21 protein-coding genes are annotated in these 21134 nt (G+C 65.5%); 9 read left to right on the forward strand and 12 right to left on the reverse strand.

All coding sequences use genetic code 11. The features are described 5' to 3' along the window. Positions 1-52: 52 nt before the first annotated feature. Positions 53-979 (reverse strand): LysR substrate-binding domain-containing protein, encoded by a 927-nt coding sequence (locus MG068_RS09135; RefSeq protein ID WP_429000432.1) that lies wholly within the window; start codon positions 977-979, stop codon positions 53-55. A 96-nt stretch (positions 980-1075) separates the two neighbouring features. Here MG068_RS09135 and MG068_RS09140 point away from each other — a divergent pair, with 96 nt between their 5' ends. After that, positions 1076-2587, forward strand: coding sequence for an MFS transporter (locus tag MG068_RS09140; RefSeq protein WP_132809971.1), 1512 nt, complete (start codon positions 1076-1078; stop codon positions 2585-2587). On the opposite strand, the gene MG068_RS09145 is transcribed toward MG068_RS09140, so the two are convergent. Genes MG068_RS09145 through MG068_RS09155 form a run of 3 tightly spaced genes read right to left on the reverse strand, consistent with a single transcriptional unit; the run spans position 2581 to position 4734 of the window. After that, positions 2581-3297, reverse strand: coding sequence for an SDR family NAD(P)-dependent oxidoreductase (locus MG068_RS09145; protein ID WP_132809972.1), 717 nt, complete (start codon positions 3295-3297; stop codon positions 2581-2583). The genes MG068_RS09140 and MG068_RS09145 overlap by 7 nt on opposite strands. A 28-nt stretch (positions 3298-3325) precedes the next feature. Next, positions 3326-4054, reverse strand: a complete 729-nt coding sequence (locus tag MG068_RS09150) for a GNAT family N-acetyltransferase (protein ID WP_132809973.1) — start codon at positions 4052-4054, stop codon at positions 3326-3328. A gap of 14 nt (positions 4055-4068) precedes the next feature. Then, a complete protein-coding gene (locus MG068_RS09155; RefSeq protein WP_132809974.1) occupies positions 4069-4734 on the reverse strand; it encodes an ArsR/SmtB family transcription factor in 666 nt (221 codons plus the stop codon). A 55-nt stretch (positions 4735-4789) separates the two neighbouring features. On the opposite strand from MG068_RS09155, the gene MG068_RS09160 reads away from it, so the two are divergent. Both MG068_RS09160 and MG068_RS09165 read left to right on the forward strand, forming a co-directional pair. After that, a complete protein-coding gene (locus tag MG068_RS09160; RefSeq protein WP_132809975.1) occupies positions 4790-5293 on the forward strand; it encodes a DUF2938 domain-containing protein in 504 nt (167 codons plus the stop codon). Between the two features lie 41 nt (positions 5294-5334). Beyond that, positions 5335-6138 (forward strand): APH(3')-II family aminoglycoside O-phosphotransferase, encoded by an 804-nt coding sequence (locus tag MG068_RS09165; protein WP_132809976.1) that lies wholly within the window; start codon positions 5335-5337, stop codon positions 6136-6138. Here MG068_RS09165 and MG068_RS09170 read toward each other — a convergent pair. Next, positions 6111-6536 carry a DoxX family protein gene (locus tag MG068_RS09170; protein ID WP_088025763.1) on the reverse strand — a complete coding sequence of 142 codons (426 nt, stop codon included), beginning with the start codon at positions 6534-6536 and terminating at the stop codon, positions 6111-6113. The genes MG068_RS09165 and MG068_RS09170 overlap by 28 nt on opposite strands. Positions 6537-6679: 143 nt before the next feature. Here MG068_RS09170 and MG068_RS09175 point away from each other — a divergent pair, with 143 nt between their 5' ends. The 3 genes from MG068_RS09175 to MG068_RS09185 all read left to right on the forward strand — a co-directional run bounded on the left by MG068_RS09175 (position 6680) and on the right by MG068_RS09185 (position 9405). Continuing rightward, positions 6680-7270, forward strand: a complete 591-nt coding sequence (locus MG068_RS09175) for a TetR/AcrR family transcriptional regulator (RefSeq protein ID WP_049421318.1) — start codon at positions 6680-6682, stop codon at positions 7268-7270. Next, positions 7267-8301, forward strand: coding sequence for a DUF418 domain-containing protein (locus MG068_RS09180; RefSeq protein WP_132809977.1), 1035 nt, complete (start codon positions 7267-7269; stop codon positions 8299-8301). The genes MG068_RS09175 and MG068_RS09180 overlap by 4 nt, the downstream gene beginning before the upstream one ends. 99 nt (positions 8302-8400) lie before the next feature. Then, positions 8401-9405: an aminoglycoside phosphotransferase family protein gene (locus MG068_RS09185; protein ID WP_049462048.1), complete on the forward strand. Its 1005-nt coding sequence runs from the start codon at positions 8401-8403 to the stop codon at positions 9403-9405. Between the two features lie 141 nt (positions 9406-9546). Here MG068_RS09185 and MG068_RS09190 read toward each other — a convergent pair whose 3' ends face one another. The 7 genes from MG068_RS09190 to amaB all read right to left on the reverse strand — a co-directional run bounded on the left by MG068_RS09190 (position 9547) and on the right by amaB (position 16345). Next, positions 9547-10434 carry a DMT family transporter gene (locus tag MG068_RS09190; protein ID WP_049398545.1) on the reverse strand — a complete coding sequence of 296 codons (888 nt, stop codon included), beginning with the start codon at positions 10432-10434 and terminating at the stop codon, positions 9547-9549. A gap of 32 nt (positions 10435-10466) precedes the next feature. Next, positions 10467-11528: a UDP-N-acetylmuramate dehydrogenase gene (murB, locus tag MG068_RS09195; RefSeq protein ID WP_107431775.1), complete on the reverse strand. Its 1062-nt coding sequence runs from the start codon at positions 11526-11528 to the stop codon at positions 10467-10469. An 8-nt stretch (positions 11529-11536) separates the two neighbouring features. Then, positions 11537-12592 carry a quinone-dependent dihydroorotate dehydrogenase gene (locus MG068_RS09200; RefSeq protein ID WP_032127499.1) on the reverse strand — a complete coding sequence of 352 codons (1056 nt, stop codon included), beginning with the start codon at positions 12590-12592 and terminating at the stop codon, positions 11537-11539. Positions 12593-12600: 8 nt separating this feature from the next. Continuing rightward, on the reverse strand, positions 12601-13371 hold the full coding sequence (locus tag MG068_RS09205) for a class I SAM-dependent methyltransferase (protein WP_132809978.1): 771 nt from the start codon (positions 13369-13371) through the stop codon (positions 12601-12603). Between the two features lie 5 nt (positions 13372-13376). Further along, positions 13377-13661, reverse strand: coding sequence for a DUF4190 domain-containing protein (locus MG068_RS09210; protein ID WP_132809979.1), 285 nt, complete (start codon positions 13659-13661; stop codon positions 13377-13379). A 301-nt stretch (positions 13662-13962) separates the two neighbouring features. Next, a complete protein-coding gene (locus tag MG068_RS09215) occupies positions 13963-14772 on the reverse strand; it encodes an SDR family NAD(P)-dependent oxidoreductase (protein WP_071228917.1) in 810 nt (269 codons plus the stop codon). 40 nt (positions 14773-14812) lie between these two features. Then, a complete protein-coding gene (amaB, locus tag MG068_RS09220; RefSeq protein ID WP_132809980.1) occupies positions 14813-16345 on the reverse strand; it encodes an L-piperidine-6-carboxylate dehydrogenase in 1533 nt (510 codons plus the stop codon). A 512-nt stretch (positions 16346-16857) separates the two neighbouring features. Here amaB and MG068_RS09225 point away from each other — a divergent pair. The 3 genes from MG068_RS09225 to MG068_RS09235 all read left to right on the forward strand — a co-directional run bounded on the left by MG068_RS09225 (position 16858) and on the right by MG068_RS09235 (position 21076). Next, positions 16858-18225, forward strand: coding sequence for an undecaprenyl-phosphate glucose phosphotransferase (locus tag MG068_RS09225; protein WP_240792128.1), 1368 nt, complete (start codon positions 16858-16860; stop codon positions 18223-18225). A gap of 152 nt (positions 18226-18377) precedes the next feature. Continuing rightward, positions 18378-18812: a low molecular weight protein-tyrosine-phosphatase gene (locus tag MG068_RS09230; RefSeq protein WP_132809982.1), complete on the forward strand. Its 435-nt coding sequence runs from the start codon at positions 18378-18380 to the stop codon at positions 18810-18812. Between the two features lie 53 nt (positions 18813-18865). Next, complete coding sequence (locus MG068_RS09235; RefSeq protein WP_132809983.1) at positions 18866-21076, forward strand: polysaccharide biosynthesis tyrosine autokinase; 2211 nt, start codon at positions 18866-18868, stop codon at positions 21074-21076. Positions 21077-21134 lie beyond the last annotated feature (58 nt).

Here is a 21134-nt window from a genome sequence, read left to right on the forward strand (position 1 = left end):
GCCTGTGACCGACGGCCAGTGACGAGCAGCGTAGTCGCAGCAGGGCGCAGGTTCAATTGCACTGGCTGGGTTCGGGCAGGAGGTGGTCGGCCATGAAATCGACAAACGCGCGTACACGCGGCTGCTGATGGCGATGGCTTGGCCAGAGGGCCCAGAAGGTGCTGCGCTCGGTGCTCCATGGGTCCAGGACGCTGACGAGTTCACCGCGGTCCAGCGCATCACGCGTGGCGAAGTCGGGCAGGCACGCAATGCCATGGCCATCAATGGCCATGTGCAGGATCGTCTCAAGATGATTGGCGGTCATTGCGGTAGTCAGCCGTGGCTCAGTGCCTCCCTCATGCGTGGGCAGCGGCCAACGTTCGATCAGGCCGGTGCCGGGAAAGCGATGGAGAAGGCACGCGTGGCCGCTCAGATCCTCCGGGTGCTGTGGCGTGCCGCGCTTGGCGAAGTACGCAGGGGCGCCCACACAGAGCAGGCGGGCACTGCCGAGGTTGCGGCCGTGCAGCCTGGAGTCGGCGGGGTTGCCCGTGCGGACAACGGCGTCGAAGCCCTCCTCGATGACATCGACAAGACGGTCGCTGAAGTGCAGGTCGAGTTCAATGGCGGGAAAGCGGTGCGCAAAGGCCGATAGCACCGGCAGCATCAGTCCGCTGGCGAGTGGAAGACTGACCTTCAGGCGACCGCTGGGCGCGGCCTGGGCGTCGGTCAGCTCGCGCTCCGCTGCGGCGACCTCGGTCATGATGCGACGGCAGCGTTCAAGGAACTGCTCGCCTTCGGCAGTCAGGCTGACGCTGCGGGTATTGCGATTCAGCAGGCGGGCACCCAGGCGCTCTTCCAGCCGGGCGATGGTCTTGCTTGCCGCCGAAGGGGTGATGCCACGCTGTCGTGCTGCGGCCGCGAAGCTGCGTGCCTCGGCGACCAGAACGAAGAGGCTGAGACCGGCAAAGCTGTCCATGACGTGGCCATTGATGACGTTCATGTCATTAAAGCACGGACACAACGATGGATTTTTACGCGATAGCGTCGTCGATAGCATCAATGGGGTGGCGCCTGGCCACGCTGGAGCTTCATCGACATGTCTGTTGCCTCTGCTGAGACGGCCGGATCATCACGCTTTGGAGTGGTGCTGGCGGGCTGCCTGACGGCGCTCACCATTCCGTTGAGCATTGCCAGCCCCGCCGTGGGCATTCCCGCCATCCGCGCCGCGCTGGGTGGTTCGCCTGCGGCGTTGTCCTGGATCATCAACGCTTATCTGTTGACCTACGGCTGCACCACGCTGGTGGCCGGTGGGCTGGCCGATCTGCATGGCAGGCGCCGGATCTGGCTTCTGGGCGGCGCGTCGTTTGCGCTCGTCACCGGCCTGATCCCCTTGATGCCCGATGTGGCGTGGATCAATGCACTGCGACTGCTTCAGGGGATGGCGGCGTCGGCTGCGTTTGCCGGTGCGATGGCGTCGCTGGCGCAGGTGTTCGACGGCCAGGCGCGGGCCAGGGTGTTCAGCCTGATCGGCACCACCTTTGGTGCAGGAGCCGCAGGCGGTCCGCTGCTGGCAGGCGGATTGATCGATGCGCTGGGCTGGGAATGGGTGTTCTTCCTGCCTGCGTTGCTGGCCGCCCTGACCGTACCGTTGGTCGCCCTGTCATCCGTCGAATCGAAGAGCACCGGTTCGCCACGCCTGGATTGGCTGGGCGCCGTCACCTTCATGCTGGCGCTGGGGGCACTCACCTACGCCATGATCGTGCTGCCGGAACGCGGCCTGTTGCATCCGCAGACGCTGGTACTGCTGGCGCTCTCGATGGTGTTGCTGGCCGCGTTCATTGCCGTCGAGCGCTCCCATCGAACACCGCTGCTGGATCTCGGGCTGTTCCGCAACCGGCGCTTTGTCGGCGTGCAGATTCTCGCCGCTGCGCCTGCGTTCTCGTACGTCGTCCTTCTGGTGGTGCTGCCGGCGGGGTTCATCGGTGTTGAAGGGCTGCGGCCCACCGAAGCTGGACTGGCGATGGCAGCACTGTCTGCACCCTTGCTGGTTGTTCCCCTGGTTGCGGGTCACCTGCTGCGCTGGATTCCGGCGCGGACGCTGTGTTGTGCGGGCCTGTTGATCGGCGCGCTTGGGCTGGCATGGCTGGCGCAGGTGTTCCAGCTACCTTCTGTGCGCTGGATGCCGATGCTGGTCATCGGGATCGGCATCGGTCTGCCTTGGGGGATCATGGATGGCCTGGCGGTCAGCGTGGTTGGCAAAGAGCAGGCAGGCATGGCCGCGGGCATCTTCAACGCAATGCGACTGGCAGGCGATTCCATTGCCCTCGCGCTTGTCGGCATCATGCTCTCATCCCGCATTGGTGGGAGTATGGCGCTTGAGGCCAGCGTCGTGGCCCGTGCCGCCGTGCACAGGCTGTCCATGGGCGACCTTGGCGGAGCGGTGGAGGCATTGCCCGGCGTTTCGAGAACGGCGCTGGCCCAGGCATACATGGAGGCCGTCCGTGGCCAGCTGTTTGTCCTGGCGATGGCGACCGTGCTGACCGCCATCGTGCTCGGGTACCTGTTGCGCGAAGAGGTCGAGCCTGGCCTGCGCAGAGTCGGTCAGTAGCGCGGGTCGGCGATGGCCGGCAGCACCAGTTCGCGCACGAAGCCGGACGGTGACAGCCGCAGCAACGCGCGCACCATCGCAACGACGTCGTGCACCGGCACCAGCTCGCCGTCGCCGCGCGCTGCGGCCTCGGCCACCGGCACTGAAAGTGCATCGTCGGTGTTGAGGTAGCCCAGCTGCAGGCTGGTCACCGCCAGGCGGCGATCGCGGAAGCCCTCGCGCAGTGCATCGGCGATGCCGTTGAGCGCGAACTTGGATGCGCCGAACGCCACTTCCGGGCGGCCGCTGCGTGGCAGTGCCGAGGTCGAGCCGGTCAGCACCAGCTGCGGGCGTGGCGCGCCCAGCACCCGCGGCAGCAGGCGCTGCAGCAGCACCAGGGTGGCGGTGATGTTGACGTCGACCAGTTGGGTGAGCGCGGCATCGGTTTCGTCGAGGAAGGCGTACTCGTCGCTGAAGGCGGTCTGTTCCCAGATGCCCAGGTTGTGGATCAGCACATCCAGATCGGCAGGTGCCTGTGCTGCGATGTGGTCGGCAGCCACGGTCGGCTGGGACAGATCGGCTTCGATCCACTGCAGGGTGACGCCCTCGGGGCATTTAATATCGCGCGGTCGGTTGCGTGAAACGCCGATGACGGTGTCGCCTGCACTGCACAGGCCTTCCACGAACGCCCGACCGAGGCCCCTGCTGGCGCCGATGACCATCAATTTCATGTTGCTTCCTTGTTGTACTGCGGCGGCCTCAGTCGGCAGCCAGAATGGTGTCCCAGTCGGCGAACGCGCGCAGGCCGCTGTGCTCGGCGGTAATGATCGAGGCGGTGTTGTCGAGCTGGCAACGGTACTGAGGCTGCAGCCCGGCCGCCTGCGCGGACACGGCCATGGCGTGTACCAGCTGGCGCGCGTGCCCGCGACCGCGGGCCTCGGGCAGGGTCAGCACGCCCATGTCGGCGAGGGCTGGATCCAGGCTCCACGGGTACATGCTTCCCGCGGTAACCAGCCGCTCGCCATCGAAGGCGCCGAACACCTGCCAGTGGTCCAGCTCGACCCAGGCGGCATCCAGATCCTCCTCGCTCGCGCTGGCCTGGAACCCGTCGAACGCGGCTGCGTCGGCCGGGCCAAGACGGCGGATATGTGGCGGTGCAGGGCGCTCGGCCAGGGCCGCAAGTTCTGCGGCGGGGAAGTAGAAGACGCGATCCGCGCCATGCGTGCGCTGGCCGAGCTGCTGCAGGCGCAGTTGCAACTGCGGGAGCGTCCAGTGCGGCTGCGCGTGCAGTTGCAGGCGAGCGGCCAGGGCCGGGCGCAGCAGTGCGCGCGCGGGGCCCACGACCGGCTGCAGCAGCATGCCGTCCTCGCCCTCATCGAAATCATCGCTGCACGCCAACTGCAGCAGTGGATCATCCTGCAGCATGCGCTGCCCGGAGAACACGCTGCGCCAGGTCGCATCGATCAACGGGGCAAACACATCATCCATGACCGGTGTCTCGCTCAGTGCCGGGGCAGGTCCACCTGCAGGCCGGCGGCCTTCCATTCGGGGTAACCGGCGGCGAGCCGCTGCGCGGTCAGTCCGGCCTCGCGCAGCATCGCCACCGCATCGTTGGACAGCACGCAGTAGGGACCGCGGCAGTACGCGACAATGTGGACGGCACGCGGCAGTTCGTCCATCCGTGCACGCAGTTCCGTAACGGGAATGTTCAGCGCGCCGGGCAGGTGTCCCAGATCGAATTCCTCACGCGGCCGCACATCCAGCAGCACCACGCTGCTGCGTTGTTCCAGCAACTGCTCGACAGTCAGGCCTTCCAGAGCATCGCGGCGCTGCAGGCTGTCGTGGATCACGCCGTGCATCTCGCTGCGCTGGTGGTCGGCATAGTCGCGCAGCGCGGCCAGCAGGTTGCCCAGCGGGCCATCACCACTGCGGTAGAGGATGCGCTTGCCATCGCGTCGGGTCTGAACCAGGCCGGCACGGCGCAGCTGCTGCAGATGCTGGGAGGTATTGGCCACCGACAGCCCGGTCAGTTCGGCCAGGCGCTCCACTGCGCGTTCGCCCTGGGCGATGTGCTCCAGCAGGGCCAGGCGATGGGCATGGCCGAGCGTGCGGGCGATTTCGGCCAAGGCTTCCAGCGGTGAGAGCGGTGGCTCTGTTGCAGCGTTCATGCGGCGGACGCTAGCATCGCTCTATCATTCAAGCAAATAATTGAAGGTGTGCGATATGGCTGGCCTGGCGACATTCGTGATGGATTCGGTGGTAGTCGGCGTGGGAGCGACCGCTGTGATGGACCTGTGGGCGCTGGTGCAGCGGCGGCTGCTCGGCATTCCCTCGCTGGATTTCGCGATGGTGGGCCGCTGGCTGGGGCATCTGCCGCGCGGGCGCTTCCGCCACGATGGCATCGGCCGCTCGGCAGCGGTCAGTGGCGAGCGCGCGCTGGGCTGGACCGCGCATTACGTGATCGGTGTGGTCTTCGCCGCGTTGCTGCTGGCCGTGGTGGGGAACGGTTGGGTGCAGGCGCCGACACTGTGGCCGGCGCTGGCCTTCGGCATCCTCAGCGTCGCCGCACCGTTCCTCATCCTGCAGCCGGGCATGGGCGCGGGCATTGCCGCTTCAAAGACCCCGGCGCCGGGCAAGGCGCGCCTGCGCAGCCTGGTGGCGCACAGTGTGTTCGGCCTGGGCATGTACCTTTCCGCGTTGTTGTTGGCTGCGGTCCATGCAGGATGAGCGAGAATCCGTGGGGTCACCGGCAACAGGAACACCTCGGCATGGAAGCACCCGAATCCATCACTGATGACATGCCTCTGCCGTGTGCGTGGCAGGAGGCGTTGGCCGATGCGCGCATCGAGCGGCAATCGATCGGTGTGTCGCGTGCGGATGTTGCCCGCGTGCATCGGCCGGGCCAGGCCGATGCCTTCCTGAAGTCGGAAGTGATCGACGCCTTCAGTGAGCTGGGCGATGAAATCGCGCGCCTGCGTTGGCTGCAGGCACAGGGACAGTCGGTGCCAACGGTGATTGCCACTGCCGAAGAGGCGGGCCGGCGCTGGTTGCTGATGAGCGCGCTGCCTGGCCGCGACCTGGCCTCGTCGCCGGAGCTCGCGCCGCAGCAGCTGGTGGAGCTGCTGGCCGACGGGCTACGCGGGCTGCATGCGTTGCCGGTGGCAGCCTGTCCGTTCGACCAGCGACTGGCGTCGCGCGTGCAGGTCGCGCAGGCCCGCGTTGAAGCGGGCCTGGTGGATGCCGATGATTTCGATGACGAACGCCTGGGCCAGAGTCCGCAGCAGGTCTTCGCCGAACTGTGCAGCACCCAGCCCGACCATGAAGACCTGGTGGTCAGCCACGGAGACGCCTGCCTGCCGAACCTGATGGCGGTCGAGGGCCGCTTCAGTGGCTTCATCGACTGTGGCCGGCTGGGTGTGGCCGACCGCTACCAGGACCTGGCGCTGGCCGCGCGCAGCCTGGTCCACAACTTCGGCGACACGCGTTGGGTCGCGCCGTTGTTCCAACGCTACGGCGCGGTGGCCGACGAGCGCCGGCTGGCGTTCTACCGGTTGCTCGACGAGTTCTTCTGAGCCCGCGCATGGCTGGCGATGGCCGCGCAGATCAGGCCACCGACCACGCTCAGGTGCTCCAACGCGAAGAACAGGGCCAGTTGCTGTTCGGCACCGTGCTTGTTCCAGAAGGTATGCACGATGACGATGGTCAGCAGCATGAACACCGCCAGCGCGCCGCTGCCCAGCCAGAGCAGGCGATCGAGCAGCAGGCACAGTGCGCCGCCCAGCAGCACCACGGCGCTGGCGATGTTGAACAGCACAGGTGGTTGCAATCCGGCGGCCTGCATTTCGGCCACGCTGTTGTCCCACGCCAGCAGCTTGGCCAGGCCCGAGGACAGGAACACCACGGCCAGCAACAGCCGCGCGAGGAACCACAGCACGCGGCTGTCGAGCAGGGTGGTGATCATCCGTGGCATGCAGGAACTCCGGGTTGAGCGTGGGACAGGCCACGCAGCATCGGGCCTCAACCGCAGTTGAGGTCAAGGCTGGCTGAACGGAGCCCGACGTCGGCCGGATCGTCAGCTTCTAATTGGACGAACGTTCGTTCACTATTTGCGCCATGAACCGAGCCGACCGCAACGAGCAACGCATCGCACAGATCCTGCAGGCCGCCTTGCAGTGCTTCCTCGTGAAGGGATTCCACCAGACCAGCATGCGTGACATCGCGCAGGCGGCCGGCGTCAGCCTGGGCAATCTCTACAACCACTTCCCGGGCAAGGAAGCGATCATCCTTGCGGTGGCGGTGGCCGAGAGCGAAGAACTGGCACCGTTGCTGCAGCGACTGGCCGCGTCCGATGGCGAACGCACACAGGTGATGGCCTTCCTGCAGGACTTCCATGCGCTGTGCCGGCAGCCGGAGTGGGCAACACTTGCAGTGGAGGTGCTGGCCGAGAGTGCACGCAATCCGGCCGTCGCCGAGGCCTTCGCGGCCAATCGCAGGCAATTGCAGGCGACGCTGGCCGAAGCCCTGCAGCAGATGGCACAGCGCGAACGTCGGCGTCCCGTACTGGCGCCGGCACTGCAGGCGCAGGTGCTGCTGGATGCCATCGAAAGCGATGCGCTGCGTCGGGGGCTGGGCGAAGCCGAGGGCGCCGATGAAGCATCGCTGGATCTTGGCCTGCTCGCGCTGCTGCTCGGGGCACGCGCATGAGCGTCGTGGACCGGCGGCTGCACGGACTGGACCTGGCCCGCTACCTGGCACTGGCCGGCATGGTGCTGGTGAATTTCCGTCTGGCGATGGCTGTGCCGGCAGAGGGTGAGGGTTGGCTGGCAGGGTTCTTCCATCTGCTGGAAGGCAAGGCTTCGGCGACGTTCGTTACGCTGGCCGGCTTGGGCCTGGTGCTGGCCACGCAGCGGCAAGGGTGGTGGCCGGCCAGCGTGCAGACCTGGAGGCGCGCGCTGTTCCTGATGGTGCTGGGCCTGCTCAACCTGACCCTGTTCCCGGCCGATATCCTGCACTACTACGCGGTGTATTTCGCGTTGGCAGTGCTGTGGCTGCGTGCCTCGCCGCGGGTGTTGCTGGCCAGCATCGTGGGCCTGGCGGCCTGTTCGTTCTGGGCGTTGCTGCACTGGGACTACAGCCAGGGATGGAACTGGCAGACGCTGGAATACACCGGTCTGTGGCAATGGCCGGGCGCGGCCCGCAACCTGCTGTTCAATGGCTTCCACCCGTTGATGCCGTGGCTGTGCTTCTTCCTGCTGGGCATGCTGCTGGCGCGCCTTCAGTTGTCGCAGCCGCGGGTGCAGCATGCATTGCTGGTGCTGGGGCTGCTGCTTATCGGCGCCGGTCATGGCGTGCAGCATCTTGCGCACGGAACGCCCTGGCAGGCGTGGCTGGGAACGCAGCCGATGCCGCCGGGACCCGCCTACGTGCTTACTGGTGCGGGCGCGGCCTGCAGTGTCATCGCCGCCTGCCTGTGGCTGACGCGTGTACGCCCGGGCGACTGGCTGGAGCCGTTCACCGCGGCCGGGCGCATGACCCTGACCCTGTATGTGGGTCACATCCTGCTGGGCATGGGCACGCTGGAAAGCCTGGGCCTGCTTGATGGCAGTGCCTCGCTCGCGTCGGTGCTGTTGTGGGCGCTGCTGTTCCTGATGCTGGCGACCGCTGCGGCGTGGCTGTGGTCATGGCAGTTCGCGCGCGGTCCACTGGAGGCGGTGATGCGCCGTATTGCAGGCTAGTTCTCTGGTCGTGCCGACGCGATGTTGTGACGGACATGTCTGTGTCGTGGCGAGCGCATCTGCGATAGTGGTGGCAGGTAACACTTTCCGCTTGCATCCATGTCATTCGCTTCGGCGCAGCATCTCGGCGAAGTCCTGCAACAATCCTATGGCATCACCCCCACCGCCGTGGTGCCACGCCCGGTGGGCGCCGACGCCAATGCCAGCGTGTATCGCGTCGATGCGCGGCACGGGCAGTGGTGGTTGAAATGCCGCACCTACCAGGTCGACCCATCGGTGTGGGACAGCCTGCACTGGATGCGCGGCACGTTGGGTATCGATGAGATCGTCGCGCCGTGGCCGGCACTGACCGGTGGTGCGTCGGTACAGCGCTGGGGATTGCAGTTCACCCTGTTCCCTTATGTGGAAGGCCAGTCCGGGTTCGAGGCGGCGTTGAGCCGCACGCAGTGGAAACGGCTGGGTGAGGTGCTGCGGCGCCTGCACGGCGCGCAGCTGCCAGCGGAACTACAGCAGGCGCTGCCGATCGTCCGGCTGGAAACCGCGGCGCTGGAGACCGTCGGGCAGTGGTTGGCCGGCGAGGGCCTGGCGGCCGCGAAGGACGGGCTGGGCCGCGCATTCGTTTCGGTATGGGACCAGCAGCATGCGCGCATCGCGGCGCTGCATTCACAGGCACGGGAACTGCTCGCGGCCTTGCAGGACGTACCGGTAGACCTGCATCTGTGCCACACCGATCTGCATGCCGGCAACCTGCTGATGGGCAATGACGGTGGGCTGCACCTGATCGATTGGGATGGCCTGTCGCTGGCACCGCGCGAGCGCGACCTGATGTTCATCGGTGCGGCGGTTGGCGGGCGCTGGGGGCGCGAGAATCCGCTGGGCTTCGAGGACGGCTACGGCAGCGACCGTGGCGACCCGCGCTGGATCGCCTGGTACCGGCACTGGCGCATCCTGCAGGACCTGATCGAGTTCCAGCAGGTGCTGCTGGGCAGCGATGGTGAGGAGCGCTCGCCGCAACTGCGCCGGCAGTCGCTGCATTACCTGGGCGAGCAGTTCGCGCCGGGCAATGTGTTCGATGCGGCGGAGCGGGTGTATCGCGCGTTGTAAATGCACGTCACCTGCCATGGGTGAACCGTCGCGCTTCGCGCGATGAGTCGAGCATGGCTCGACTCTACAGTTACGCTCGGCAGCTCTTTGTGCCGCCATCGTTGATCGGGCGGACAGGAATCATCCGCGCATGGCGCGGATCTACTCGGCGGGCTTGGCTGCCGCCGAGGCCGCTGCGCTTGCGGCGCGGCGCGACAGCACGGCCTCGCGATGGGCGATGTAGGCGTTGGCGGCGAGGATGATGCCGGCACCGATGATGGTCCAGCGGTCCACCGTTTCGTTGAACAGCAGCCAGCCGAACAGCGTCACCAGTGGCAGTTGCAGGAAGCTGATCGGGGTCAGTGCCGAGACTTCGCCCAGGCGCAGCGCACGCGTCCACAGCAGCTGGCCGATGGTGCCGAGCACGCCGGTGGCCAGCAGCCACAGCCACGCCACGCCGGTCGGCCAGACCCAGACGAACACTGCCGGGATCAGCGACAGCGGCACCCAGAACACGTAGGTATAGAGCACCACGGTGTCGGCGCTGTCGATGCGGGTCAGCTGCTTGATCTGGATCGCCACCAGCGAACTCAGCACGGCAGCGGCCACCGCGACCAGACTGCCAGCGGTGAAACCGGCGGTGCCGGGACGCACGATCACCAGTACACCGATGAAGCCGACGACGACGGCGGCCCAGCGGCGCACGCGCACGGTCTCGCCCAGCCACAGCACGGCGGCGATGGTGACGAACAGCGGCGTGGAGTAGGAGAGCGACACCGCCTGCGCCAGTGGCAGGTGGCCCAGTGCCCAGAAGGCGCACAGCATCGAACCCAGGCCGATCGCACTGCGCACGAAGTAGCGCGGCAGCTGCTGGGTCTTCAGCGGCGCGTGGCCTGGCCGCAGCAGCATCGGCAGCAGTGCCAGCAGGCCGAAGGCATTGCGGAAGAACGCCACTTCCTGGGTGGGCACGTAGCGCGTGGCATAGCGGATCGCCACGGCCATCAGGCCGAAGGCCATCGTGCTGCCGAGCATCAGCAGCGCCGCCCGCATCGGGGTGGCGCTGGGGGAGAGGGCGGGGGTGTTCACCACTGTGCGCCGAGCAGGCGGGGCTCCGGTTCGATTGGCACGCCGAACTTCTCCAGCACGGAAGCAGAGATGCGTCGCGCCAGCGCCAGCAGTTCAGCGCCGGTGGCGTTGCCGTGGTTGACCAGCACCAGTGCGTGGCTCGGCGCAACGCCGGCATCGCCTTCGCGGAAGCCCTTCCAGCCGCAGGACTCGATCATCCAGGCCGCCGAGACCTTGCGCTTGCCGTCCTGGTCGGACGGGAACACCGGCAGCTCGGGGAAGTGCTGCAGCAGCACGTCGACCTGTTCCAGCGGCAGCACCGGGTTCTTGAAGAAGCTGCCGGCGTTGCCCAGTACATCCGGGTCGGGCAGCTTGCGGCGGCGGATCGCGATCACCGCATTGGCCACGTCCACCGCACTGGGCAGCTCCACACCCTGTGCCTGTAGTTCCTCGCGGATGCCGGCGTAGTCCATGCGCAGGTCATGCAGCAGTGGCAGCTTCAGTTCGATGGCGGTGATCAGGTAGCGGTCCATCTGCTGCTTGAACACGCTGTCGCGGTAGGCGAAGCCACACTGTTCGTTGTCCAGCCGCACCCAGGCCTGCTCCTGGCAGTCCCAGGCTTCGACGGCCTGGATGAACTCGCCGACCTGCGCGCCGTAGGCGCCGATGTTCTGGATCGGCGCGGCACCGGCGGTGCCGGGAATCAGGGCCAGGTTCTCCAGGCCGGACAGGCCTTCCTGCAGCGACCACATCACCAGGCCGTGCCACGGCACACCGGCACCGGCGCGGATCACGGCATGGTCGGCGCGATGCTCAAGGAAGCTGATGTCACGGTTGCCGAACACCAGCACGGTGCCCGGCAGATCCTCGGCGATCAGCACGTTGCTGCCGGCACCCAGCACCAGCAGCGGGCCGCTGGCCACTTCGGGCAATGCCAGCACTTCCGGCAGCAGCGTGGGATCGTGCAGTTCCAGCAGCTGAGCGGCGCTGGCCTGCACATGGAAGGTGTTCAGGGCCTGCAGCGGCGCATTGCGGGTGAGCGTCCAGCGCAGCGGGGCGTTGCCGTCGACGGTATCCATGGGCGCGCTCACAGTGGGGCCACCGCGCCGCGGCTCGGCGCTTCGCGGCGGCGACGGATCGCCTCCACGCATTCGGAGACGAGGGCCGGGCCACGGAAGATCAGGCCGCTGTAGCACTGCACCAGGGCTGCGCCTGCGGCCATCTTGGCCACGGCGTCGGCACCGGACAGGATGCCGCCAACACCGATCAACGGCACCGATTCGGGCAGGCGCGAACGCAGACGGCGCAGTACCAGGGTGGACTGCTCCAGCACCGGCGCGCCGGACAGGCCACCGGCCTCGTTGGCCAGCGGGTCGCCGGCCACCTTGCTGTGATCGATGGTGGTGTTGGTGGCGATCACGCCGTCCACCTGCAGTTCGCCCAGCACGCGGGCAGCGGCATCGATGTCGCGCTCGCTCAGGTCGGGCGCCACCTTGACCAGCATCGGCACGCGGCGACCGTGGCGGGCCGCGAGATCTTCCTGGCGGTCGCGCAACTGGCTGACCAGCTGGCGCAGCGCGGTTTCTTCCTGCAGTTCACGCAGGCCGGCGGTGTTGGGCGAGGAAATGTTGACAGTGATGTAGTCGGCCAGCGGGTACACCTTGTCCAGGCAGGCGATGTAATCGTCCACGGCCTGTTCGTTCGGGGTGTCCTTGTTCTTGCCGATGTTGATGCCGAGCAGGCCGCGGCGGTTGCGCGCGCGCTCGACGTTGCGCACCAGCGCGTCCACGCCCGCATTGTTGAAGCCCATGCGGTTGATGATCGCGTTGTGTTCCGGCAGGCGGAACAGGCGCGGCTGCGGATTGCCGGCCTGCGGGCGCGGCGTGATGGTGCCGATTTCGACGAAGCCGAAACCCAGCGCGAACAGCGCATCGATGTGCTCGCCATTCTTGTCCAGGCCGGCGGCCAGGCCGACCGGATTGGGGAAGGTCAACCCGAACACCGTGCTGGGCATCGGCGCGATGCGTGCGGCCAGCAGCGGCGTGGTGCCGGTGCGGTAGGCCAGGTCCAGTGCGGACAGGCCAAGGCCGTGGGCGCGCTCGGCGTCGAGCGAGAACAGGAAGGGGCGGGCAAGCGAATACATGCGTCGGTTCAGTCCAGCGTGCCGAGGAAGGCTCGGGTTCGATATTCAAAAGCGACCTGGTCGTCGACCGCGTGGGCGGCGAACAGGTCCTGCAAAGCGTCGATCATCGGCGCGTGGCGCGGATGACCGGCTTGCGGGGCATAGGAGGAGGACAGCAGGCGCCCGCGCAGGGCGTCGAAGTCCAGGTGCTGCACGTTCGGCAGCTCCACCATGCCGCGCAGGCCGGGGCCGAACCAGGCCTGCATGGTGGCATCGTCCTGGTAGCGCTCGGCCACGGCGGAGTAGTCGGTGCCGTAATCCAGCAGCAGCTGTTCGTAGCCGACCAGGAACGGACTGGCATCGAGCAGGCGCGAATTCCAGTAGATCAGTGCCTGGCCATCCGGACGCAGGATGCGCTGCCACTCGGCGCGCACCGCCACGGTGTCGAACCAGTGGAAGGCCTGCGCGACGCTGACCAGATCGATGCTGGTGTCGTCCAGTGTGGTGGCCTCGGCGCGGCCGTCGACCGCGCGGAACTGCGGGTACTGCGGTGCCAGCCATTGCTCGGCCGCGGCGCGCATGGCGGCGTTGGGTTCAACCGCGACTACCGGATGGCCGCTGGCCAGGAACTGGCGGCTGGAAATACCGGTACCGGCGCCGATGTCGGCGACCAGCGCCTCGCGGCTGACGCCCATCGGGCCGTGCAGCCATTCCAGCAGCGCGGGTGGGTAATCGGGCCGGTAGCGGACGTAATCGGCGACGCGGCTGCTGAAGCGTTCAGTGCTGTCGGAGGCGGTCATGGCAGTCAGTTCGACATCGCAGCGAGCCAGGCCAGGCCGCCGAAGAACAGGATGAAGACCAGGATGGCGGCGATCACCGCGCCGACCATCACCCAGCCCAGTACCAGACCGGTGACGGCCAGGCCATCGCCTTCCAGTTCATGCGGGCGGCGGCGGATCTCGGCGCGGGCCATGTGGCCGGAGATGATGGCCACGATGCTGGCCACGAAGGGCAGGACGGTCCAGCTGGCGATGCCCATGACCAGGCTGACCACGGCCAGGGCGCTTATCTGTCGGGGTGCCACGCTCATCGGGGTCCTCCTTGGCAGTGTGCACATGATAGTGCCTCTGCCCGGGCAATCCCATGCCCGGCGGATGCGATGGCAGGCGTCGACCTTGGTCGACGCAGGGCATTTCAGCCAGGCAGGCCTCGACCTTGGTCGACGAACCGCATTCCAGCCGTGGTAGGCGTCGACCTTGGTCGACGAAAGGCATTCCAGCCGTGGTAGGCGTCGACCTTGGTCGACGAAAGGCATTCCAGCTGTGGTAGACGTCGACCTTGGTCGACGAAAGGCATGCCAACCAAGGTTGGCAACTACCGGAGTGCCGGTGTCAGCCCATCAACACCTGGCCACCATCCACGTTGAGCACATGGCCGGTGATCCAGCGCGCCAGCGGCGAGCACAGGAACAGGGCGGCATCGGCGATCTCACGCGGGTGGCCGAAGCGACCGAACGGAATCTTCGCCAGCGTACCGTGGTACAGGGCGGGATCTTCGGTGCGGCGGCGGTCCCAGAGGCCGTCATCGAACTCGATCGAGCCCGGTGCGATCGCGTTGACGCGGATCCGGTCCTTGGCCAGCGCGAGGGCCTGCGAGGTGGTGTAGTGCGACAGCGCGGCCTTGGCGGCGGCGTAGGGCGCACCACCGGGACGCGGCTGCTGTGCGGCAATCGAAGATAGATTGAGAATGCAGGCGTCGCTGGATGCGCGCAGCCAAGGCAGGGCCAGGCGCGATGCACGCACGGCCGCCATCAGGTCGATCTGCAGGCTGGCGGCCCAGCCGTCCTCGTCGTCGGCCATGCCGTAGCCAGTGGCGTTGTTGACCAGCACATCGATGCCACCGAGTGCATCGGCGGCGGCCTGCAGCCAGGCCTGGATCTGGCCGGGGTCGGCCAGATCGGCGGAGAACGTGTGCAGTTCGTAGCCCTGCACCCGTGCATCGGCACGCAGGGCATCCAGACCGGCCTGGCCGCGCGCGCAGACCGAGACCTGCGCACCAGCGCCGGCAAACGCCAGTGCCATTTCACGGCCAATGCCCTTGCTGCCGCCGGCGATGAGTACGCGGCGGCCGGTGAAATCAATCACCGGCTTGCCAGCCTGAAGAGCCGAGCCATGCTCGGCTGCATTACCTGCGGTGTTCATGGCCCGTCCTGCCGAGCATGGCCCGGCACTACAGAAAGCGTTACAGGTCGAACTTGATGCCCTGCGCCAGCGGCAGCGAATCCGAGTAGTTGATGGTGTTGGTCTGGCGGCGCATGTAGACCTTCCATGCATCCGAGCCGGACTCGCGGCCACCGCCGGTGTCCTTCTCGCCACCGAAGGCACCGCCGATCTCCGCACCGGACGTGCCGATGTTGATGTTGGCGATGCCGCAGTCGCTGCCGGCCGCCGACAGGAACTTCTCGGCGGTCTTCAGGTTCTGGGTGAAGATCGAGGACGACAGGCCCTGCGGCACGCCGTTCTGCATGTCGATGGCTTCGTCGATGGTGTCGTACGGCATCACGTACAGGATCGGCGCGAAGGTCTCATGCTGGACCACGGCGTCGCTGTTCTTCAGGCCCGAGACGATCGCCGGCAGCACGAAGTTGCCAGCGCGGTCGATGCGGGTGCCGCCGGTTTCGATGGTGCCGCCGGCCGCCTTGGCCTGGGCGATGGCATCGAGGAACTGCTGCACGGCGCCATCGCTGTTCAGCGGGCCCATCAGGTTGGCGGCATCGGTCGGGTCGCCGATCTTGCCTTCCACCTGCTTATAGGCCTTGACCAGCGTGGCCAGCACGTCGGCATAGATCGAGCGGTGCACGATCAGGCGGCGGGTGGTGGTGCAGCGCTGGCCGGCGGTACCGACCGCGCCGAACACGATGCCCGGCACGGCCAGCTTCAGGTCGGCGGTTTCGTCCAGGATGATGGCGTTGTTGCCACCCAGCTCCAGCAGGCAGCGGCCCAGGCGGCGCGCAACCTTCTCATTGACGGTGCGGCCAACCTGGGTCGAGCCGGTGAAGCTGATCAGCGGCACGCGACGGTCATCGACCAACTTCTCCGACAGCGCAGTGCCGGCATCGTTGATCAGGAAGAAGATGTCCGGGAAGCCGGCTTCGCGCAGGGCGTCGTTGCAGATCTTCAACGAGGCGATGGCGGTCAGCGGCGTCTTGTTGGACGGCTTCCAGATGCACACGTCGCCACAGATGGCGGCCAGGAACGAATTCCAGCTCCACACCGCGACCGGGAAGTTGAAGGCCGAGATGATGCCGACCAGGCCCAGCGGGTGGTACTGCTCGTACATGCGGTGGCCGGGGCGCTCGGAATGCATGGTGTAGCCGTACAGCATGCGGCTCTGGCCCACGGCGAAATCGGCGATGTCGATCATCTCCTGCACTTCGCCATCGCCTTCCGGCTTGCTCTTGCCCATTTCCAGGGCGACCAGCGAACCCAGGGCGTCCTTGTGCTTGCGCAGTGCTTCGCCGCAAAGGCGCACGGCTTCACCGCGGCGCGGCGCCGGCGTGGTGCGCCAGATCTTGAAGGCTTCCTGGGCGCGAGCGACGACGGTCTCGTACTCGGCCTCGGTGGTCGCGCGGACCTGCGCGATCGGCTCGCCGGTGGTCGGGTTGACCGGGGTGATCAGCTCACCGCTGGTCGCGCTCGACCACTCCCCGTTGCCCAGGTACGTGCCAGCGTTGATCGCGTCCAGGCCAAGGGACTTGAGCAGCTCGGAAGACATGCAGACTCCTGTGTTTCGTTACGTTGTTTGGCGCCATCGCGGGCAGGTGGGGGACGCGATGAACAGAACCGCCGATGGTAGCAGAGGGAGGTTGCTGGGCTTTGGTGCGGTGCGGGGTGGCGTGGGACGTCAAAGAATCGACGTTGAGCCCGTTGGGAAGGTTCAGGTTTGACGTGAAATGACCCATTTTGATGCAAATTGACACATTTAAAATTCGTAATAGTTGCAATGACTTACACCTTGGTAAGGTCGTACGGTCAGGTGTCTGCCCTGTCGAAATTCCTATCTTTTGGCCCAGACATCATTCACAATTCAGTCACGCCTGATTGACAAACCTTTGACAATCACGTGCTGGCTGGGGAGTCCATGCGCGTGAAGACGAACAATTCAGCGTTCGGTCGAGTCGTGAATGGAGAAGTGCTTTGCTACATGGATCAGTAGAAGACCTCCCCGCAGCGCGGGCCCGGGCAGGCCGCCGCCGCGTCGAGGCCCGGGCGGCCCTTGAGTTGGGGTTGCGCCTGGGCGATCTGTTGCTGCTGCCGGGCATGGCGGTGCTCTCCCACATTCTGCTGAACGGAGCAGGCGCGCCGGACTCCTCCCAGCGCATCGTGTTCGGCGCGGTGATCCTCAGCGCCATCGTCTGCTTCTCTGTAGCGCCGATGTACCGCAACTGGCGGATCCGTGGCCTTCTGGCTGATCTCTGGCTGTTGTTGCTGGCCTGGTCCGGCACCTTCGCGTTGTTCTCGCTCTATGTCGTCCTGATCGGACTTGCCGATGCGGTCCCCTCTACCTGGCTGATTGGCTGGTATGCCTTTGGCCTGGGCTCAATGGCGGTGCTGCGCGTATTGCTGAGGGTGCAGTTGCACCGCCTGCGCTCGCGCGGGATGGACCATGAGCGGATCCTGCTGGTCGGACTGCGGGCCCCTGCTTTGAGGTTGCATCGCCTGCTGCGTGGAAAGCCAGAGCTTGGCAAGGACGTCATCGGCTATTTCGCCAGTGCGGGCGATATCGCCACCCGTCGTGGCGGTGATGCGCCGCGGAGGCTGGGTATGCTGGCCGAGGTCCCGCAGTACATGGATCAGCACCGCGGCGAATTCGATCAGGTCTGGGTGTCGATGCCGATGGGGCACGCGGCCGCGATCAAGGACATGCTCAAGCAGATCGAGCGATTTCCGGTGCCGGTGCGCCTGATTCCGGATACCACGGGGCTGGGTGCGTTGAATCCCGGCGTACACCAGGTGGGTGACGTGCCGATGATCGGCGTGCGCCAGGGTCTGGTGGATCATCGCTTCCGCCTGTTCAAGCGGGTTGAGGACATCGTTGTGGCAGGCATTGCGGTGATCCTTCTGGCGCCGCTGTTTGCCGTGCTGGCCATCGGCGTGAAGCTGAGCTCACCGGGGCCGGTGCTTTTCCGGCAGAAACGTCATGGCCTTGGCGGTAAAGAGTTCTGGATGCTCAAGTTCCGCTCCATGCGTGTGCACGCGGAGGGGGAGGGGCAGATCACCCAGGCAACGCGGGGTGATCCGCGCGTCACCCGGTTTGGCGCCTTCCTGCGCCGCAGCAGCCTGGACGAGCTGCCGCAGTTCTTCAATGTGCTGGGTGGGAACATGTCGGTGGTGGGGCCGCGACCGCACGCGATCCAGCACAACAACCACTACGAGCGGGTGATCGAACGCTACATGCACCGCCACTACGTCAAGCCGGGAATCACAGGCTGGGCGCAGGTGCATGGGTTGCGTGGCGAGACGCCGGAGCTGCGCTCGATGAAGAAGCGCGTCCAGTACGACATCGATTACATCCGGCGCTGGAGTCCTACGCTGGACGTGAGGATCATCGTGCTGACGGCGTTGAAGGTTCTGGGGCAAAAATCGGCGTACTAAGGTGGTCGATTTCTGGAACTGCGACGTAATTCCATGAATCTGTTAGCGATTTCATCGCCTGTAGTGTGCTTGTAAGGTATGCTGTGCGGCTGCCGCCGGACCTGGATGTTCTGGTCGCGTGCGCCGCAAGGAATGCCACAGGATCCAGGTCAGTGTTCAAGAACGTTCTTTTTGTATGTGTCGGCAACATCTGCCGCAGTCCCTCCGCAGAAGTGATGCTGCGCCAGGCGGTCGAGGGCAAGGGGGTCCAGGTATCCTCCGCTGGTCTCGGTGCGCTGGTTGGGCATGGCATTGATGCCACAGCGCAGGAGCTGCTGGTCGAGCAGGGCATGGATGGCCTGGCCCATCGCGCGCGCCAGATCGATGACGCCATCCTGGGAGCCGCTGATCTGGTGCTGACCATGGAGCGCAAGCACGTGCGTCGCATTGCCGAAATCGCACCGCAGGCCTCGGGAAAGACGTTCCTGCTGGGCAAGTGGCAGCAGGATCGGGAGATTCCCGATCCGTACCGCCAGCAACGCCCTGCGTTCGAACATGTTTACAAGTTGATGGCCGAGGGTGTGGAGAGCTGGGCGCGGCACCTGTAGCGCTGACTTCTCATCTCTGACTGCACCTACATCCAATTGAAGAGTTCTTACTGATGACCACCGATACCCGTAGTCCGGCGCAGGATGATGCTGACGAAATCGACTTGCGGCAGTTGCTCGGCACGCTGATTGACCACAAATGGTGGATTGCCGGAATTACGGGGACGTTTTTCGCTGTTGCTGCCGCATATGCCCTGCTGGCGACGCCCATCTATCGTGCCGACGCGATCGTGCAGGTTGAATCAAAAGTGCCGAGTCTGCCAGGCCTTTCTGATATCAGTCAGTCGCTCGGCATTGGGGGTGGCACGGCGGAGGCGACAACCGAGATCGCGCTCATCACCTCTCGCGCGGTGGTTGGCAGCGCAGTCGATGCGTTGAAGCTGGATATCACCATCGAGCCCAATCGCTTCCCGCTCCTGGGTGGCTACGTTGCGCGCAAGGCGGAGCGTGCCGATCCAGACGCTCTGGCTGATGTGCGCTTTGGCATGAGCCGTTTCGGCTGGGGCGGCGAGAAGCTGGAGATTTTCCAGCTGGACGTGCCGCGCGCGCTGCTGGCGCGCCCGATGACTCTGATCGTCGGCGAGAACAGCGGCTATGAACTGTTCGACGAAGACGACAATCTTCTATTGAAGGGGCAGGTCGGCAAGGTCGCCAGCGGAAAGGGAGTGACCGCGCAGATTGCCGAGATGCGCGCGCATCCAGGTATGCGTTTTGAAGTGACCCGCCAGCGTCACCTCACGGTGGTGGGAGAGCTGCAGAAGAAGGTTGCTGTAAGTGAGTCGGGCAAGGAGTCGGGCATCCTGACGCTGGCCTATGAGAATGAGGATCCTGATCTTGCACAGCGTTTCCTGCAGCAGGTCGCGCAGGCCTACGTGCGACAGAACGTGGAACGCAACTCGGCTGAAGCTTCTGCGCAGCTGACCTTCGTGAAGGAGCAATTGCCCAACGTACGTAATCAGGTGGACGCCGCGCAGAAGGCGCTGAGTGCCTACCAGACGCGCGCCAACTCCGTGGATCTGAGCTTGCAGACCAAGGGCTTGCTGGATCAGGAGGTGGCTGTGGAAACCAGCATCCAGCAGCTGCGATTGCAGCAGGCGGAGATGGACCGCAAGTTCACGCGTGATCATCCGGCCTATCAGGCGCTGATGCGGCAGATCGGAGAGCTGGAGGGTCGAAAGAGCGGATTCCAGGGGCAGGTGAAGCAATTGCCCGAAGCTCAGCAGGAATTGCTTCGATTGACGCGCGATCTTCAGGTCAGCAATGAGATGTATACCGGCATGCTGAATCAGGCGCAGCAGCTTGATGTGGCGCGTGCGGGTACGGTGGGCAATGTGCGCATTGTGGATGCGGCGGAGGTGGATTCGACGACTCCTGTGCGGCCGCGCAAGGCGCTGGTTGTGCTGATCGGCGTGGTACTGGGCGCATTCCTTTCAGTTGCTATGGTTCTGCTGAAGCAGATGCTCAACCGTGGCGTTGAGGATCCGGCGCAGATTGAAGAGCTTGGCCTGCCCGTCTATGCATCCATTCCCGTAAGCGCGCAGCAGCAGAGCGATTCCGTCCGTGGCAAGTTCCGAGCCGACGGCAAGTTACACTTGCTGGCCGTCAAAGACCCTGCAGACCTCGCCATTGAGGCCGTGCGCAGCCTGCGTACCAGCCTGCATTTCGCGCGCCTGGAGGCAAAGAACAACATTGTCTTGATCTCTGGTGCCAGCCCGAATGCCGGCAAGACATTCGTCTCGTCCAATTTGGCGGCAGTGATTGCGCAGGCTGGTCAGCGCGTGCTGATCATTGATGCCGACATGCGGAAGGGAACCCTGCATAAGGCGCTGGGCGCATTGCAGACGCCGGGTCTGTCAGACCTCCTGGTAGGGAAGGTTGATCGTTCGCAGGTGGTGCGGAGCCTGCCGGGCCTGGACAACCTGAGTTTCATCGCGCGTGGTGACGTTCCGCCGAATCCTTCAGAACTGCTGATGCATGCCAACTTCACCGCGCTGCTGGAAGAGCTTGCACCCCAGTACGACCTGATCATCGTTGATACGCCCCCGATCCTAGCGGTTACGGATGCGGCGATCATCGCCCATCACGCTGGTACCTGTCTGATGGTGGCGCGGTTTGGCTTGAACCAAGCCAAGGAGCTCGCTTTGGCAAAGCGTCGATTCGAGCAGAACAACGTCCGGATCAAGGGGGCTATTTTCAATGCTGTCGAGCGGCGGGCGACGGGCTATTACAGTTACGGGTACTACGAGTACAAGTCGAGTACCTGAGGATTTCATGGGGTGCAGCACACCCAGTCGGAAAAGCTGAATGTGATTGCTTGTGGTC

It is taken from the genome of Stenotrophomonas sp. ASS1 (assembly GCF_004346925.1).
Lineage (GTDB): Bacteria > Pseudomonadota > Gammaproteobacteria > Xanthomonadales > Xanthomonadaceae > Stenotrophomonas > Stenotrophomonas maltophilia_A.

What these genes read in the sequence shown, in the direction of transcription:
- MG068_RS09210 (WP_132809979.1), bottom strand. Translation starts at nt 13,661, where the DNA reads ATGAGCGTGGCACCCCGACAGATAAGCGCCCTGGCCGTGGTCAGCCTG.
- MG068_RS09170 (WP_088025763.1), bottom strand. Translation starts at nt 6,536, where the DNA reads ATGCCACGGATGATCACCACCCTGCTCGACAGCCGCGTGCTGTGGTTC.
- MG068_RS09180 (WP_132809977.1), top strand. Translation starts at nt 7,267, where the DNA reads ATGAGCGTCGTGGACCGGCGGCTGCACGGACTGGACCTGGCCCGCTAC.
- MG068_RS09160 (WP_132809975.1), top strand. Translation starts at nt 4,790, where the DNA reads ATGGCTGGCCTGGCGACATTCGTGATGGATTCGGTGGTAGTCGGCGTG.
- MG068_RS09185 (WP_049462048.1), top strand. Translation starts at nt 8,401, where the DNA reads ATGTCATTCGCTTCGGCGCAGCATCTCGGCGAAGTCCTGCAACAATCC.
- MG068_RS09145 (WP_132809972.1), bottom strand. Translation starts at nt 3,297, where the DNA reads ATGAAATTGATGGTCATCGGCGCCAGCAGGGGCCTCGGTCGGGCGTTC.
- MG068_RS09150 (WP_132809973.1), bottom strand. Translation starts at nt 4,054, where the DNA reads ATGGATGATGTGTTTGCCCCGTTGATCGATGCGACCTGGCGCAGCGTG.
- MG068_RS09200 (WP_032127499.1), bottom strand. Translation starts at nt 12,592, where the DNA reads ATGTATTCGCTTGCCCGCCCCTTCCTGTTCTCGCTCGACGCCGAGCGC.
- MG068_RS09235 (WP_132809983.1), top strand. Translation starts at nt 18,866, where the DNA reads ATGACCACCGATACCCGTAGTCCGGCGCAGGATGATGCTGACGAAATC.
- MG068_RS09190 (WP_049398545.1), bottom strand. Translation starts at nt 10,434, where the DNA reads ATGCGGGCGGCGCTGCTGATGCTCGGCAGCACGATGGCCTTCGGCCTG.
- MG068_RS09155 (WP_132809974.1), bottom strand. Translation starts at nt 4,734, where the DNA reads ATGAACGCTGCAACAGAGCCACCGCTCTCACCGCTGGAAGCCTTGGCC.
- MG068_RS09165 (WP_132809976.1), top strand. Translation starts at nt 5,335, where the DNA reads ATGGAAGCACCCGAATCCATCACTGATGACATGCCTCTGCCGTGTGCG.
- MG068_RS09215 (WP_071228917.1), bottom strand. Translation starts at nt 14,772, where the DNA reads ATGAACACCGCAGGTAATGCAGCCGAGCATGGCTCGGCTCTTCAGGCT.
- amaB (WP_132809980.1), bottom strand. Translation starts at nt 16,345, where the DNA reads ATGTCTTCCGAGCTGCTCAAGTCCCTTGGCCTGGACGCGATCAACGCT.
- MG068_RS09135 (WP_429000432.1), bottom strand. Translation starts at nt 979, where the DNA reads ATGAACGTCATCAATGGCCACGTCATGGACAGCTTTGCCGGTCTCAGC.
- MG068_RS09205 (WP_132809978.1), bottom strand. Translation starts at nt 13,371, where the DNA reads ATGACCGCCTCCGACAGCACTGAACGCTTCAGCAGCCGCGTCGCCGAT.
- MG068_RS09140 (WP_132809971.1), top strand. Translation starts at nt 1,076, where the DNA reads ATGTCTGTTGCCTCTGCTGAGACGGCCGGATCATCACGCTTTGGAGTG.
- MG068_RS09175 (WP_049421318.1), top strand. Translation starts at nt 6,680, where the DNA reads ATGAACCGAGCCGACCGCAACGAGCAACGCATCGCACAGATCCTGCAG.
- murB (WP_107431775.1), bottom strand. Translation starts at nt 11,528, where the DNA reads ATGGATACCGTCGACGGCAACGCCCCGCTGCGCTGGACGCTCACCCGC.